This window comes from Ruthenibacterium intestinale, from assembly GCF_040096265.1.
Taxonomy (GTDB): domain Bacteria; phylum Bacillota; class Clostridia; order Oscillospirales; family Ruminococcaceae; genus Ruthenibacterium; species Ruthenibacterium komagatae.
Window position 1 is genome coordinate 61,053 of record NZ_JBBMFA010000116.1, and the last position, 12,840, is coordinate 73,892.

General features: G+C 53.5%; 21 protein-coding genes and 2 other RNA genes. 2 read left to right on the forward strand and 21 right to left on the reverse strand.

What is annotated here, in order from left to right:
- Window positions 1-382: 382 nt before the first annotated feature.
- The 21 genes from WMO24_RS15625 to WMO24_RS15725 form a co-directional block, all read right to left on the reverse strand.
- Window positions 383-568, reverse strand: coding sequence for a hypothetical protein (locus tag WMO24_RS15625; RefSeq protein ID WP_349217316.1), 186 nt, complete (start codon window positions 566-568; stop codon window positions 383-385).
- The gene (locus WMO24_RS15630) at window positions 565-1,062 is read right to left on the reverse strand and encodes a transcription termination/antitermination NusG family protein (RefSeq protein WP_349217317.1); all 498 of its coding nucleotides are present in this window, start codon (window positions 1,060-1,062) and stop codon (window positions 565-567) included. Before WMO24_RS15630 ends, WMO24_RS15625 begins: the two co-directional genes overlap by 4 nt.
- On the reverse strand, window positions 1,059-1,622 hold the full coding sequence (locus tag WMO24_RS15635; RefSeq protein WP_349217318.1) for a phage protein Gp27 family protein: 564 nt from the start codon (window positions 1,620-1,622) through the stop codon (window positions 1,059-1,061). Before WMO24_RS15635 ends, WMO24_RS15630 begins: the two co-directional genes overlap by 4 nt.
- A 13-nt stretch (window positions 1,623-1,635) precedes the next feature.
- Window positions 1,636-1,974 carry a hypothetical protein gene (locus WMO24_RS15640; protein WP_349217319.1) on the reverse strand — a complete coding sequence of 113 codons (339 nt, stop codon included), beginning with the start codon at window positions 1,972-1,974 and terminating at the stop codon, window positions 1,636-1,638.
- 1 nt (window position 1,975) lies between these two features.
- Complete coding sequence (locus WMO24_RS15645; protein WP_349217320.1) at window positions 1,976-2,368, reverse strand: ATP synthase subunit B family protein; 393 nt, start codon at window positions 2,366-2,368, stop codon at window positions 1,976-1,978.
- Window positions 2,369-2,471: 103 nt separating this feature from the next.
- A complete protein-coding gene (locus WMO24_RS15650) occupies window positions 2,472-2,801 on the reverse strand; it encodes a Mor transcription activator family protein (protein WP_349217321.1) in 330 nt (109 codons plus the stop codon).
- On the reverse strand, window positions 2,791-3,330 hold the full coding sequence (locus WMO24_RS15655) for a regulatory protein GemA (RefSeq protein ID WP_349217322.1): 540 nt from the start codon (window positions 3,328-3,330) through the stop codon (window positions 2,791-2,793). Before WMO24_RS15655 ends, WMO24_RS15650 begins: the two co-directional genes overlap by 11 nt.
- A gap of 23 nt (window positions 3,331-3,353) precedes the next feature.
- Complete coding sequence (locus WMO24_RS15660) at window positions 3,354-3,860, reverse strand: host-nuclease inhibitor Gam family protein (RefSeq protein WP_349217323.1); 507 nt, start codon at window positions 3,858-3,860, stop codon at window positions 3,354-3,356.
- Between the two features lie 149 nt (window positions 3,861-4,009).
- Complete coding sequence (locus WMO24_RS15665; RefSeq protein ID WP_349217324.1) at window positions 4,010-4,333, reverse strand: hypothetical protein; 324 nt, start codon at window positions 4,331-4,333, stop codon at window positions 4,010-4,012.
- A gap of 114 nt (window positions 4,334-4,447) precedes the next feature.
- Window positions 4,448-4,651, reverse strand: coding sequence for a hypothetical protein (locus WMO24_RS15670; protein WP_349217325.1), 204 nt, complete (start codon window positions 4,649-4,651; stop codon window positions 4,448-4,450).
- A gap of 405 nt (window positions 4,652-5,056) precedes the next feature.
- A complete protein-coding gene (locus tag WMO24_RS15675; RefSeq protein ID WP_349217326.1) occupies window positions 5,057-5,248 on the reverse strand; it encodes a hypothetical protein in 192 nt (63 codons plus the stop codon).
- A complete protein-coding gene (locus tag WMO24_RS15680; RefSeq protein WP_349217327.1) occupies window positions 5,241-5,483 on the reverse strand; it encodes a hypothetical protein in 243 nt (80 codons plus the stop codon). Before WMO24_RS15680 ends, WMO24_RS15675 begins: the two co-directional genes overlap by 8 nt.
- A 27-nt stretch (window positions 5,484-5,510) precedes the next feature.
- Window positions 5,511-6,473, reverse strand: coding sequence for an AAA family ATPase (locus WMO24_RS15685; RefSeq protein ID WP_349217328.1), 963 nt, complete (start codon window positions 6,471-6,473; stop codon window positions 5,511-5,513).
- Entirely contained in the window at window positions 6,454-8,343 is a 1,890-nt protein-coding gene (locus tag WMO24_RS15690) for a Mu transposase C-terminal domain-containing protein (protein WP_349217329.1), read from the reverse strand. The genes WMO24_RS15685 and WMO24_RS15690 overlap by 20 nt, the downstream gene beginning before the upstream one ends.
- A gap of 105 nt (window positions 8,344-8,448) precedes the next feature.
- Window positions 8,449-8,518: hammerhead ribozyme type II (locus tag WMO24_RS15695), an RNA gene on the reverse strand.
- A gap of 13 nt (window positions 8,519-8,531) precedes the next feature.
- A complete protein-coding gene (locus WMO24_RS15700) occupies window positions 8,532-9,116 on the reverse strand; it encodes a hypothetical protein (RefSeq protein WP_349217330.1) in 585 nt (194 codons plus the stop codon).
- 274 nt (window positions 9,117-9,390) lie between these two features.
- Window positions 9,391-9,690, reverse strand: a complete 300-nt coding sequence (locus tag WMO24_RS15705) for a hypothetical protein (protein WP_349217331.1) — start codon at window positions 9,688-9,690, stop codon at window positions 9,391-9,393.
- Window positions 9,691-9,728: 38 nt separating this feature from the next.
- Window positions 9,729-9,794, reverse strand: an RNA gene (locus tag WMO24_RS15710) — hammerhead ribozyme type II.
- A complete protein-coding gene (locus WMO24_RS15715) occupies window positions 9,795-10,019 on the reverse strand; it encodes a hypothetical protein (protein ID WP_349217332.1) in 225 nt (74 codons plus the stop codon).
- Between the two features lie 11 nt (window positions 10,020-10,030).
- Complete coding sequence (locus WMO24_RS15720; protein ID WP_349217333.1) at window positions 10,031-10,276, reverse strand: hypothetical protein; 246 nt, start codon at window positions 10,274-10,276, stop codon at window positions 10,031-10,033.
- A 305-nt stretch (window positions 10,277-10,581) separates the two neighbouring features.
- On the reverse strand, window positions 10,582-10,800 hold the full coding sequence (locus tag WMO24_RS15725; RefSeq protein ID WP_349217334.1) for a helix-turn-helix domain-containing protein: 219 nt from the start codon (window positions 10,798-10,800) through the stop codon (window positions 10,582-10,584).
- 154 nt (window positions 10,801-10,954) lie between these two features.
- On the opposite strand from WMO24_RS15725, the gene WMO24_RS15730 reads away from it, so the two are divergent.
- Both WMO24_RS15730 and WMO24_RS15735 read left to right on the forward strand, forming a co-directional pair.
- Window positions 10,955-11,707, forward strand: a complete 753-nt coding sequence (locus WMO24_RS15730; protein ID WP_349217335.1) for an XRE family transcriptional regulator — start codon at window positions 10,955-10,957, stop codon at window positions 11,705-11,707.
- Window positions 11,708-12,194: 487 nt separating this feature from the next.
- Window positions 12,195-12,740, forward strand: coding sequence for a hypothetical protein (locus tag WMO24_RS15735; RefSeq protein ID WP_349217336.1), 546 nt, complete (start codon window positions 12,195-12,197; stop codon window positions 12,738-12,740).
- Window positions 12,741-12,840: the final 100 nt, after the last annotated feature.

A 12,840-nucleotide genomic window follows, 5' to 3' on the forward strand; every position in this document is an offset into this window, starting at 1 on the left:
ATGTAATCGAACTCTCGCATGTTTTTTGCGTCCTCGATCCCTTTCAAAAGGCCCTCGACGCTTTCCTTCTGCGTCCTTTTCACTTTGCTCGCTCCTCTCTGCCGCGCCTACGGCCTCAAAAATCGCCTGTAATGAAAAAATGACCCCTGGTGTCCGCATGGACGGCCAGAGGCTTCTGAACGTTTTTAAACGGTATTTTGGCGTAATTAAACGGTATTCCGCGCAAGCACAGACATTCGAGGGCATTTTTCACCGGGCACGCTTCGCCATCCGGCCCTTTCGGCCCGGTTTTTTGCCCTCTATTCCCGCCGATCACGCCACGGGGGACGAATCAACCCCGCCTTGTTCCTGGTTTTCTTGTGCGGTCCTAAACGCTTTGTGTTCAGTACCGTTTAGATGATCGTTCAGGCTCTTCCGTGCTGCGCCGCACGCAGCGTGGGAAAGGACAGACGACCCGTCCGCTTTCCGCCATCCGCCAGACGCATCCGGCGCACAGTTCGCCGGGACTCTTCGGTCTTGCTCTGACGATCTTCCGGACCAGCGCACGCTTCTCTTTCAGATCATTCATGGTACGCCCTCCACGGGAAGAACCCCAAACCGGATGCGCTGTGTGCTGCCGCCCAGTTTGGTATACACCCATGCGCGCCGCTGCCGTTTCTCCATCCGCGTTACTTCGCCAGCAAACGCCATCAGCGGCCCGTCCAGCACGTGCCATGTTCCGTCCGCAAGGAATAACACCCGACTCGGCTCCAGCGTTTCCTCGCTGTCCAGACGCCACCGCAGCGCGTCCCGTGCATCAAGGGCCTGCGGCCGGCCGTTCTCGAGACCCAGCCACCGGATCACGCCGGAGACGGGGGACACGAGATGGAACAGCGCCGCGCTGTATTCGACGCCGACAAACACATAGCCAGGAAGCAGCAGTTTCTCTTCGGTCTGCCACTTGCCCCGCCGCCGGATCTCCATGCGCTGAGACGGAGCGCGTGCCCGCACGTCTTTGCGGCGCAGCGCCTCGCACACGTCCCGCTCATGCCCGGTCATGACTTGGAGCACATACCAGTTCATTGATTGGCCGCCCCCTTTGTATGACGGTCCAGCGCGGTCACAAGCTGACGATAAAGGTCCGGATGCTCTGTACTCAAGGCACTGAAGAACTCGGCTTTCAGTTCATCTGCAGCGGCCGCCACGTCCTCTTTGTTCTGAAGATCAATCCGCTGCTTATACGCAACCGCCTTGGTCATACCGTTTGCTTCCTTCAGCAGCTTATCCAGCCGCAGATCCGTCCACTCTTCGTCCGGCTTATTGATGATCGCCTGCACAATCTTTTGACCGGCGATGCGGTTGATGATCTCTACCGCGTCCACTTCCGGCACCTTTGCGGCTGTTTCCATCATGGCCCGAATACTTTCCTGCGATATTGCCAGGGCTTCCAGACTGGCCATCAGGTCGCGCGCATAGGTCCCGATCGCCGACTTGCTGATCTTTATGTCAAGGCTTGCGAGATATTCCCGAATGTCGTTGTATGTAAAGTCCGCCGGGTCTTGTACCATAGCGTCCACGGTGTTGCGGATCTCCGGCGGCAACTGGCTGATTTTGCTTCGGCTTCGGTTTTTCCGCCGTCCCATCCTTCAGCCCTCCTTACATATCGACCAGCGGGTCCTTCTTGACGCAGCGCTGTAACTGTGTCCCTTTCGGTGTCAGCTTCACTTCCAGGTCCTCAAGCTCCATATCCGACACGCTGGCCGGAAGGTGAGCATCGTCTATCGTGCGCACCTGCAGATATCCGCTGTCTGCCAGATAGTTGATGCTGCTGCATAGCGCCGCCTTATCCATAGTGCCCGCCAGTGCAAGCAGCAGGCTCTTCAGTTTCAGATATTTGAAATCGTTGCCGGCCAGCGCCAGTGTGCGCATCACGGTCCCGTTATTCGATGCAAGCTCACCGGCCTGCATTTTCCTGCGCAGCTCTCTTTCTTCCATCTCAATTACCACCCTTCATCAAAAATTCCATCAGCTTATCCATCTTGCTTTCCAGCTTCAACTGGCTCTGGAGGAACTCTTCCCGCCGGATGCAGTTTTCTTTGATTTCCTTGACGTCTTCCGACATAGATCGGATTTCTGTACGCATTTCTGTACGCATTTCTTTCATCTCACAGCGAAGCCGTTCCATATCTGCGTCATGCTTTTTCCTGAGTTTATCAAGATCTCCGTCATGACGTTCCCGCGTGGTGTAGCTTTCCCGCACCTCTTTAATGTCCGCGCCATGCTTATCCAACTGCGCAAACACTGTGCGGCCAAACAGATATCCGACGAGCCCAATCACCACGGTAACCACCAGCGTGATCAGCCACCATGTCCCTGCGTCAAAAGTCATGCGTGAATTCCTCCTGATAAACAAATAAGGTATGATGCCCTCGTAATGAGTTCATCATACCTTATCTTACATATACTGTTCAGTTGAACTATTTCTGCAATTTTTATACAAACTCGTCCAGGGAGAGTTGTCCGGTGGGAGGGGTGCGGCGGATTTCGGCCAGCCTATCCTTCACAATTTTCCGGATGTACCCATCACTGAGACCCCACTTGTGGGCCAGTTCGTAGATGTTTCCGCCATTGAACTGCTCACAGATTTTTTTGTCTCGTACGGGAATCAGAAGCGTATCCGGCTGAGGGATATACAAACGCCCTGTCCCACCATACACATCCACAAGTTTGATGAAAGCATCCATGCCGATGGTCTCTGCCAGCTCACGGGATTCGCCCTGCAGATCTTCCAGTGTCAGCTCTGCCAGCAATTCATTCCGCATTTTTTGCCGCCTCCATCTCACGGCGGAAGCGATCACTGTGCAGGTATTCCAGCTCTTTGCGCTCGGTCAGTTTCTTCAGGCCCTCGATCAGAGCATTTCCTTGGTCGCAGGTCAGGAACCGGAAAGGCTGCGTTGGGAAGCTTGTCACTCCGAATTGATGCTCGATCAGTCCGCAGAGCCTGTCACGTAACTGTACACCCGCCGGCGCAGGGTCGTATTTTTCCAGCTCATACATCAGGTACCAGACCTTTTTCTGCTGTCCTTCGCTCAGCCCGCCTGGTAACTCTTCGTATTTGCGAGGCCGCCGGTTTCTGCGCTGCCCGGCCGGGACGCTGCGCCGACGCAATTCCGAAAGCACTGCCGCCGCTTCGGCCGGGGTCAGCGCCTTCACGGATTCCTTTCCGGTAAGACCCTGCACCAACATGTGCAGCGCGTCCTCGTGTCCGGCTCCGCGTTCCACCATTCCCAGCTTTGCGCCCAGGGCATAGATACTTTTTACCGTTCCTTTGTTTACATCCAGCGCACCCATCCCGGCCGCCTCCTCTCACTTTGTTACGCCTCCGGCTGATCGTCGCCGATATCGTAGTAGAATTCGTCCCGCGTGCGGATATACGCCCCGATGCTCTCCAGAACCTCGGCCGGCTCTTTCTTCAGCGCTTCGCGGTCCAAGGTTTCCGTCGTCTTGATCAGCTCCTTGCGGCCCAGCGCCTTCAGCGCCGCGATCGCTTCGGCGACCTTTGCGGGGGCCAGCATCAGGCGGCTGGAAGATCGATAACCGACCTTTCCGAACACCAGAGCGCGGCTCTTGCCGTCCAGCTCCGCGCGGTGAGCGTCCACGAATTCCTTGATGTCCGCTTCCAGCCGCTTCGTGCGGTTCTGCACCGGCTGCGCGTTGCGGTTGTATTCATCCTTCAGACTGTCCACGCGCCGGTCAAGATCAATGCTCATTTCGGCCAATGTGTGCCGGCATTCCTTCAGGTCGCGCAGCGCCGTGTCCACAGCGGCCCAATCCCGCAGGACCGGATCACTGGTTACTTTCTTTCTCGCCAATATGTACACCTCTTCTCTCTACATTTTCCTCACTCTGCGATTTGTCCGGGCTTGTGACCGGCTCCGGCCCGATGGGGCAGGGGGCTGCATTAAGGCGGGGGCTTTTGGCCCCATGTGCGGCATGTTCTGCCGCTTGTGTTCTATACAATGTAACACTTTTACATATTCATGAGCTTGCACCACTTTTTGTCCAAGGAACGTGCCTCTGCGAAAGCGGCATCCGCCTGCTCCGCAATCTCCAGCGGGATCTCAGAATACGGTTTACCCTCGTATGGAGCCAGCAGATCCAGTGCGCGCTGCCGTGCATTGTATGACTGTGTATTCAATCGGCTTGCTTCCTCCAGCCTTTTCTGTTCTCGCTGAAGTTCCAGATCATTCAGCACCAGCGACAGTTCATAGTCGCTGCGGAATATACTCCGCTCACACAGTCGGTTGATTATCCACAACAGTTCCGCCTTTGTGCAATCCTTCAGTGTGATCATATGGCATCCTCCCTTGATGATAACGTGATATCTGGATTTGAAAATTGTGCGGGGCTGCCGTTGCGACCGGCTACGCCGACCCGATTGGGACGCGGCCCCGCATGGACCTGCTCCTCAAAGATCAGGGAGCAGGGTTTTAATGATCTCGCAGCAATCGCAGCGGGCCTCAAGCGCTTCGGCGCTCCGGCTCTCCCTTGGCCACCTGCAATATTTGTCGCAGATGATTTCCGCCAGTGTCAGAGCGGCCTCTTCCATGCACTCTGTATGCAGCACACAGCCGGACGTGACCGCCTTGCCGCACACTTTACAGTTCGGCATCTTGCTCAGGCCCCTTTCGCTTTCTTCCTGGTGTGTACGGTGTTCCTTCGTGCTGGTAGCACAGGTGCGGCAGTATGCCGCGCGGATTCCCGGTCTCAAGGCAATAGTGGCATGCTCTTTGTCCGACTTTCTTTCCGTAATTGATGGGCCGCCAGTAGTAGCAGCCTTTGCATCGGACTGGTTTAAATTCGCTCTTCTTTTTCACTGTCTGCTCCTCCTTGCCTCACTCTGCAATTTCTCCGGGCTTGTGACCGGCTCCGGCCCAATAGGGCAGGGGGCTGCATTAAGGCGGGGCATTCGCCCCATGTGCGGCATTTTTTGTTTTACTTTGGCCACTTCCCGTGATGCGCACTTTTTGTCGCATGACCGCCGCCGTACCAAAGCGCCCACGTAAATATGCTCCAGCTATTCATTGCGGCTTCTACTCTTGAATACGCTTCTTGCCAGCAGCAGGATCAGCCAGATCCCGGTGGCCGTCAGCAGGGAAAACGGCCATCCAAAGCATATCGTGACCAGCTTGATAAGGCCTACCGTCACGGCCCATGACATGCCCAAACTCACCGCCAGAACGAGAATGACTACAAGGACATCAACCATTGCGAACGTCTCCTTTCTGTGCGCGGATGCGCCTGCGCCGCGCTGCCTCTGTCATCGCGGAGAGATAACCGAACTCATATCCCACATAGAGCAGCAGACCGATCAGCGGCAGGATCAGCACTTCACCGCCCGCCGAGCCGGGGCGGCCCATCCACACATTGGCACAGATTGCTACCATCAGCCCTGCGGCAGCGCCGCCGGCAAAGATGCACGCGATTTTCATTCTGTTTAACATCTGTTTATCCCCCTTGTAAACACCTGTTTAAATGCGTCCGACCGGTGTGCTGGCGGCCGCTGCGCGAAGTCCTTCATAGGAAATATCCTCGTTTCGGATCGCGTTCTTGACAATATGTTTTGCGGTGCGGATGCTGTGCTGGCTCCGGCACACGCTGGCAATGAGTTTCAGCTCCTTGGCCTGATCCTCGCCGGCGAACATGGGGAACAGCAGCTTGATGTCCTCATTCGTCAGCCGCATCGTGCTGTAGGCACGCTGCAGGCCGATGCGGGTATATGCCTGAGTCGTGATCTTGCCTTTCTTTACGCGCTCGTACAGCTCGCTGTTGCCGATCAGGACCACACCATTGCCCGGAACCTCGTTGACTTCATCTTCGTCCGGCAGAATACGAAGCCCGTCCATCGGTGCGCGCTTCAGGAGCTGCGCTTCGTCCACGATGATGACTTTGTTTGTGCCGCGCAGCCGCGCCCGGATCGCCTGCCACATCTGTTTGCTGCTGCTGACCGCTGGCAGATCCAGCGCCGCACCCAGCAGCTCTCCGACTCCGGCAAGACCTGACATGCTTGGGTCCAACCGGATGTAGATGGTGCTCTGAGGATTGTCCCGGTAATACTTGACGGCGGCCTTCGTTTTTCCGGCTCCGGCATCCCCATGCAGCATCACCAGTGTGCGGTTGATCTGCGCATAGCGGATGGACTGATATACGTCTTCGCTGATGCTGGTGGGCTTGTACGTCTCATCCAGATTGTACGGAGCCGCCTGAACCTGCGCCGCCGCAGCTTCGCTTTCCTGCTGCAAAAACTCGCGCAGCCGGTTCTCAATCCCCTCAACGCTGCCTTCCATTTTGTTGCGAAGGTAATTGCTGAGACTGGCGCTGCTCACGCCCACGCGCGGGGCAAGTTTGTTTTGAGAGATCCCCGTGTTCTTCATGTACTCGCGTACACGTTCCTGCAGTGATTCATCGTAAACCTTAGTAGTCGAAGTCATCATCGTCATATCCTCCATCCGAATTTTGATTCATTTTGAAAATGTCGATATCGCCCACAGCCATCGCCATTGGCTCTTCGTCGAATTTGCACAGCTCCACGATCTTGGGTTTGCGCGCTGCTGCAGGTCCGGCCAGATTTTCCTCGGCCATTCTGGATACGAGCGCCGCAGCTTCTTCCGGCGGCGCGTCTGGGAGCAGCTCTGCCGCGAGATCCTGCACCGCACGTTTGAACCGGTTCTTGAGCTGCTGCTGACGTGCGATCTCTTCCTGTGTTGCCCCATATTCTGCCTCCAGCTCGCACCGGGGGACTGTCATAATGAAGGACCCGTCCTCTCGGTATACGCGCACACTGGATAGATCGTCCGGATCGTACCTCAAGTACACCTTTTGGCTCTGGAAACGGCTATGCAGTTCCAGGCTGTTGTACCAGATCTTCTGGCCGCGTATATTCAGGTATACGCCCTCACGGTCGACCTTTCGGAGCTTTGATGTGCGGAGCATCATCAAGTTCAGCACATCTTCCCGCACATGCCGCACATGCTCAAGATGTTCGTTGTATACGTCGATGCGCCGTTTTCCCTTATCGGCCGGGACCGAGCCATAGTACGGTTCGTAGTTCAGATACCCGCTGATCAGCTTGTTCACCTTTTCGATGAACTCTTCATCTGTCGGGATCTCGCCGCGCTTCAATGCCTTTTTTAAGGCTTCCGGCTTTTCTTCCGGGCTTCCGCCTGTGTACGTGGGGAACAACCGCATGATGTGTTCTTTCACGTTTCGGAAGCTTCGCTCCACCAGTTTTGCGCGGGAGTTCTGCACGATCGCGTTCTTCATCTCCACGCCCATATAGTCCAGGATTGTTTTCGGCTCAAACGGCTGCTCACCGTTCGCCAGTACCTTTTTGGCACGGTGGCCTCTGCCGCCGAAGTCAAAGGTCAGATACTCACGGCCGTTATCCACATACACGTTGTGATTCGGCATCCCATGGGCAAGGCACGCGCGGCGCAGCGCATAGATGGAGTTCTGACTGCTGTTCCCGCCAAAACTGATATACCACCCGACAAAGATGCCACTGCGTACATCCACCCATGCGGTCAGATACGGACGATGCGTTTTCCCGTTTGGTCCTACCGTGATCGTATCGCATGTATATGTATCGCCCACCCACCAGTCGTTGCTGGCGATACTTTCATATTCGCGGCGGGTATACGCGCTTGCTTTGTTGTAGTACGCGCGCTCGCCTTCGCGCATCAGGATGCGCACAGCTTCCGGTACTGCCATCGCAACGCGGTAAAAGCTGCTGTACGAGGGGAGAGGCAGCGCGTTCACCGCGTTTTTCTCTGCCCACTTCTCTGTGTACTCCATGCACTTTTGGATGGAATACGCATGGCCTTCTCCGCCGTCTACGAGGTAATAGTGCAGGAATGTCTTTTTGACGTATGCCGGCATGTCTGTCTTTCCCTTGCGCGCCTTTCCTCGCCGATCGATCACGCTGTCCAAGTCTCCCTCTTCCAGTGCCTTCTTCTTCCGATACAGCGTCGGCACACTCAATCGAATGCCGGGATTTTCCACACACATATGCTGTACGAACTTCTGATCCAGCTCGTTCATCTGCTTGTCCGGCTGGCTGCGATAGAGCATCCACTGGTCTATGACGTCCCGCCAGAAACTGATCTCCGTCCGCTCATCTTCCGTGTAGCTGTCCAGAGGTTTCCGCTTCGGCGTCTCCCGCACTTCTTCCAACGCCGCTTTGGCCGGAGCTGAAAGCGATGAACTTTGCTGCTCATAGTGACGTTCCTGCGCCTGAACCGGCAGGCTTTCCAGAGGAAAGAGATATTCCTTCCGATTCCGAAGGTTTAATACACTTTCCGCCATCAGTTGTCCTGTTTGTGCTTTATGTTGTACTGTTCGAATCGGCCAGCCTGTCAACGATGAAACTTCGCGAGCCGATAACATTGTTCTCAAAAAACCACCTACTTTTTTGACCTGCCATCTTCGGACACGGGGCGGTCAACCCCCGCATGACAGCCCCCATTGGGCTGTTTCGGCTATTGGTTCTGAGATTATCTGTCTTTTCGGAGAATCTTCCGGGCCAGATTGACCGCTTCCATGTGCATTTTGAGCAGTGTCGCGAGGCCTTCCATGATCTCTTTTTCGCTCTTTCCTGTGAAGAATTCAGCAGGTGCGCCATACGCTATCAATCGCATGATCAAGCACTCCAGCGCTTTTGTGCGGGCATTCTTCACCACAGGAGGCATATAGGGCCGGTATTCCTTCCCATCGTCTACCATCGGCTCTTTGGGCATGGGATGCACCAGCATGCCTTTCCGAAGGGCCTCAAGGGTCTTGTCGTTGGGAATCAGATCCTTTCGCATGTCCTTCTGCAGCATATCTTCTAATTCCTCGCTCATTTCCTGTGCGCTGCCTTCGCCGAAGATTTTATCCAGAACCCTCATTTTCTCGCGGAAATTTTGAACCGCGTCCTCAATGACGTCTTCCGGATTGGTTGTTTCGAGCGTGATGTTGACTTCGACATCCGTGATGATCTCGTCTTCGTCATATACTTTTGCCACCGCGCGGCAAAGGTCTGTTTCAAACTTCTGTACAGTGTCGGTGATAAGCGCTTCGATCGGTGTGATGTTGTTCATGCTCTATATCCTTTCTGGCCTTTGCGGCCCGGTTGTGCTATCCTGTTGGTGATGGCGGCGTTGCAGCACCGCCCATCAACATGCGAAAAAGGGAGGGTTATGTTCTATGATTCTACTTATTTCATGCAGAAGGGAGGTTGTAATAAGTGCTCACGAAATTTCAGATTCGTGCTATTCTTGAAGAGACTTTGAAAAATCCCGGTCTGGAATACCATTCCGGCGATCCAGAGATATACCATCATCTGGAGGATGTACGGCCGTATGTTTTAGATTATCAGTCGGTAGTGCGCGGTTTTAAATGTACTGGGCTCTCTTCCAAAGGAGTTGCTCTTTTAGGTGCCGAGTAATTCACAGGAACGCCGGAGAGTTCAACTTCTTTGATGTCGAACTCTTCGGTTTTTTCTCCGTCTTCATAGTAATGAATTGTGACAATTCCCGTCTGTATATCTACCTTGTACCACGCCGTACCAGGGAATGCCCGACTACCTACCAGCGGCATGCCATACCTTGCCTCAATCTGAACTTCATCGTTTCCTACACAACTTTCACGTGTGTTTTTGTGCTGGTTGTCCATATTACGCTCCTTTCCGCCCGCCTCGTGTGGGCTTTTTTATTGGCCTGCCATCATCAGTGCCGGGCGGCCATTCCCGGCAGACGGCCCAGAAGGCCGTTTCGGCTTTATTTGAACCAGCCAGGGAAACACAGCGAGCAGAACAGCCGCTCCGCTGCTTCCCGATCAACGCGCGCCTGCAGGTCAAACGCTCTCCCATCTCCGTCGATCCGCGCCACCGCGTAACTCGGTCGAGGGTTTTCCGTCTTGCTCCGCAGCAGGATGTACTGCTGGCTTGCAGCAAGTACCATGTACGAATCCTTCAGGCTTCCGATGTTTCTTTCCATCTTCATTGATACCTCCGTCAGACTGCGTCCCGTTCGGGGACGAAGTGTCCGTTTTTGCCGTAGCTCCACAACAGTTCAATGCCCAGATCCGTCCGGTACAGGGCTGCTCCGGTCACATCAACTTCCCAGCCATCAGCCAGTCTGCGCAGATGCGCCGATGGCCGCAGGCATTCGCCATCGATGCTCTCCACTCGGTAGAGCCGGTTCTTATTTGCATACACTTCGCCGACATGTATCGGCTGGTAGATCAGTTGATTTTCCATGATTTTTACTCCCTTCTGTTTGAAAACCCGTTTTCGGGCAATACTTTGCTTGTTTCCGCCGTGGCCAAGCGGATCAATGCCTCTGCCAGGCTTTCCGCCCAACCGATATACTGGCCTGCTGGGCCTCGGATCAACATGCGTCCGATTGCCGGATAGTACCGGATACTGCATGGAGCCCACCTTGGCCACCGGCCGACCATAAGCTGGTGCTGACGTACTTCCAGGATTCGGAGCTGCCTGTCTCCATATTGCTTGATTATTTGGGGGCAGCTCCCTTTTCTCAGTTCAAAATGGAAATTCATGCGTTAGGCTCCTTGATGAAAATTATTAATGCCAAAAAGTTCGTTAGGCGTAACCTTTAGAACATGAGCTATCGCTTGAATATCCCTATCAGTGATAACTTTTTCTCCCGAAAGCAGATTGTAAAAGGTCTTTCCTTGGTATCCCGCTTGTTTTCCAACAGCGCCTATCTTTAGACCTCTCTCCTTAATGATTCGACGGGTATTCTCCGCAATAATCGACATATCATCACCTCTCTAAACATCAAGAAACTTGAAGTTATCATTATAATACATCAAGAATCTTTTTAATTCAATAGTTTTTATCAAGTTTCTTGACATTTTTTCTTGACCGCCTGGGAAATTTAATCTATAGTAAGGTTAATATGAGGTGATTACCATGGGCATTGGAAAGAGAATACGTGAAGCGCGTGAAATGCGCGGATATACCCAAAAAGAGTTAGCTGATAAATTGGGAGTTACTAGTTCATCCATCGCGAATTATGAAAACAATGTAAGCCACCCAAAAGAACCAGTTCTGTATTCTTTACTAAGTGTCTTAGGTGTTGACGCCAACTTCCTTTTCCAAGATGAGATGCGCGACATCTATACTGAATCGGTATCTCTGGATGAAATGGAAAATATCGTAAAGAAGTACAGACGTCTCGATCCTTATTCTCAAAAAATTGTTCGCTCACTTATTGATATGGAATTGAATCGTTCTTCACTTTCAGCAGCGAAAACGACTTCCAGAGAGAATAATGATATTATTGAAAATTGTATTTACCTGCAGTTATCTGAACAGCCTGCCAGCGCAGGATCTGGAGTCTATTTGGGTCCAGAGGCCTTCCGATCTATAAAGGTCGTGGAGAACCAAAAAACACGCCGTGCAGCCTTCTGTGTACGTGTCAGCGGAGATAGCATGGAGCCGCTCTATTCAGACGGGGATATCGTCATGGTTTCAAGGGATTCTGTACAATTAGGTGATATCGCACTTGTCACGCTTAACGGCAACGGCTATATCAAGCGTTTGGGTAACGGGTGTCTTATCAGCGAGAACAAAAAATATAATTCTATTCCGTGTCCGGAAGGCGCTATTGTGAATGGCTGCGTAATAGGTGTTTTGCAGCCTGAGTGGATAATAGAAATGTAACAATAATCTATATTTTAATGCGCAACTCATAAACTTTCGGTGGCGATAAAAAAGCCCACAATCCCGCTATTTTCCTTAATGCGCAAGAGTATTTTAATGCGCAAGACATTTGCGCATTAAAATGAAAAAAGAACCGTTTCAGAGACAGGATACTTTCCATCTCCGAAACGGTTCTTTAATTATTATTTTTTACCCTTTAAATGACCGTTTAGACCGCTTTGTTACGCGGTTTTCAGCACTTTTTCTTATTCTGTTCTAAACACCCTCTAAACACATTTAAAAGGGCTTCCTAAACACTTCTTAATTGATCACTGCGAGGCTCGAAAAGCGCCAAAATCGCGCCGAAAATTTTTCAAAGCCCACGCCGTTTTTTCCGCCGAAATTCTACGATTTCCACACAAAAAATCGCAAAAAAACCGCGCTGTTAAGCCATTTCCAGAGAAAAACAGCCTTTTCCAGGTTCACGGTTGCCCTTTTCTCATTCTACATGAAAGATCACAATGAGAATTACTGGAAAGATCGCTATCAGTCCACCTGGGACCGCTCCACCCAGCGGGAGGCGGTGCTGGCGGAATATCTGGAGCGAAAAACAGGCCGTCAGGTAGAGCCCTGCGGCCTGGGCGCCGAAAGCACCGCGTACATTGCGGGAAGTGCCTCGAAAAATGGCTTTGAAAAGGGAGACGCAGACCTGCACGTGGTGGGAACCAATGTGTATATTGAAGTCACAGGCCCGCTGGAAGGCAACGTGGGGCCGCAGCAGCCCCTGTGGTTTCGCCCGGATAAGCTGGAAAACGCAGTAAAGAATCTGGCGAACGGGCACGATACGTTTTTGGCGCATAACTGCCCGGCGGCAAAGCTGTGGCGGGTGGTTCACGTGGACGAGGCGTTCGCCCGGCGCTACCGTGCAAAGGCGTTCCCGGTGCGGGAAAAGCGCATTCGGGGAGCGTTGGAACATTATGTGGAGATCGATGCAGCAGACCCCTGTGTGCGTCCCATCCGGGAACTGACGCAGCGGATCTTGGCGCAGAAATAAAAGCCTGAATACAACAGGAAAGTGGGGGGGGGGGGGGGGGGGGGGGGGGGGGGGGGGGGGGGGGGGGGGGGGGGGGGGGGGGGGGGGGGGGGGGGGGGGG

What these genes read in the sequence shown, in the direction of transcription:
- WMO24_RS15625 (WP_349217316.1), bottom strand. Translation starts at nt 568, where the DNA reads ATGAATGATCTGAAAGAGAAGCGTGCGCTGGTCCGGAAGATCGTCAGA.
- WMO24_RS15685 (WP_349217328.1), bottom strand. Translation starts at nt 6,473, where the DNA reads ATGATGACTTCGACTACTAAGGTTTACGATGAATCACTGCAGGAACGT.
- WMO24_RS15630 (WP_349217317.1), bottom strand. Translation starts at nt 1,062, where the DNA reads ATGAACTGGTATGTGCTCCAAGTCATGACCGGGCATGAGCGGGACGTG.
- WMO24_RS15735 (WP_349217336.1), top strand. Translation starts at nt 12,195, where the DNA reads ATGAAAGATCACAATGAGAATTACTGGAAAGATCGCTATCAGTCCACC.
- WMO24_RS15680 (WP_349217327.1), bottom strand. Translation starts at nt 5,483, where the DNA reads ATGTTAAACAGAATGAAAATCGCGTGCATCTTTGCCGGCGGCGCTGCC.
- WMO24_RS15720 (WP_349217333.1), bottom strand. Translation starts at nt 10,276, where the DNA reads ATGGAAAATCAACTGATCTACCAGCCGATACATGTCGGCGAAGTGTAT.
- WMO24_RS15705 (WP_349217331.1), bottom strand. Translation starts at nt 9,690, where the DNA reads ATGGACAACCAGCACAAAAACACACGTGAAAGTTGTGTAGGAAACGAT.
- WMO24_RS15715 (WP_349217332.1), bottom strand. Translation starts at nt 10,019, where the DNA reads ATGAAGATGGAAAGAAACATCGGAAGCCTGAAGGATTCGTACATGGTA.
- WMO24_RS15655 (WP_349217322.1), bottom strand. Translation starts at nt 3,330, where the DNA reads ATGGGTGCGCTGGATGTAAACAAAGGAACGGTAAAAAGTATCTATGCC.
- WMO24_RS15675 (WP_349217326.1), bottom strand. Translation starts at nt 5,248, where the DNA reads ATGGTTGATGTCCTTGTAGTCATTCTCGTTCTGGCGGTGAGTTTGGGC.
- WMO24_RS15640 (WP_349217319.1), bottom strand. Translation starts at nt 1,974, where the DNA reads ATGGAAGAAAGAGAGCTGCGCAGGAAAATGCAGGCCGGTGAGCTTGCA.
- WMO24_RS15730 (WP_349217335.1), top strand. Translation starts at nt 10,955, where the DNA reads ATGGGCATTGGAAAGAGAATACGTGAAGCGCGTGAAATGCGCGGATAT.
- WMO24_RS15665 (WP_349217324.1), bottom strand. Translation starts at nt 4,333, where the DNA reads ATGATCACACTGAAGGATTGCACAAAGGCGGAACTGTTGTGGATAATC.
- WMO24_RS15670 (WP_349217325.1), bottom strand. Translation starts at nt 4,651, where the DNA reads ATGCCGAACTGTAAAGTGTGCGGCAAGGCGGTCACGTCCGGCTGTGTG.
- WMO24_RS15725 (WP_349217334.1), bottom strand. Translation starts at nt 10,800, where the DNA reads ATGTCGATTATTGCGGAGAATACCCGTCGAATCATTAAGGAGAGAGGT.
- WMO24_RS15635 (WP_349217318.1), bottom strand. Translation starts at nt 1,622, where the DNA reads ATGGGACGGCGGAAAAACCGAAGCCGAAGCAAAATCAGCCAGTTGCCG.
- WMO24_RS15700 (WP_349217330.1), bottom strand. Translation starts at nt 9,116, where the DNA reads ATGAACAACATCACACCGATCGAAGCGCTTATCACCGACACTGTACAG.
- WMO24_RS15650 (WP_349217321.1), bottom strand. Translation starts at nt 2,801, where the DNA reads ATGCGGAATGAATTGCTGGCAGAGCTGACACTGGAAGATCTGCAGGGC.
- WMO24_RS15645 (WP_349217320.1), bottom strand. Translation starts at nt 2,368, where the DNA reads ATGACTTTTGACGCAGGGACATGGTGGCTGATCACGCTGGTGGTTACC.
- WMO24_RS15690 (WP_349217329.1), bottom strand. Translation starts at nt 8,343, where the DNA reads ATGGCGGAAAGTGTATTAAACCTTCGGAATCGGAAGGAATATCTCTTT.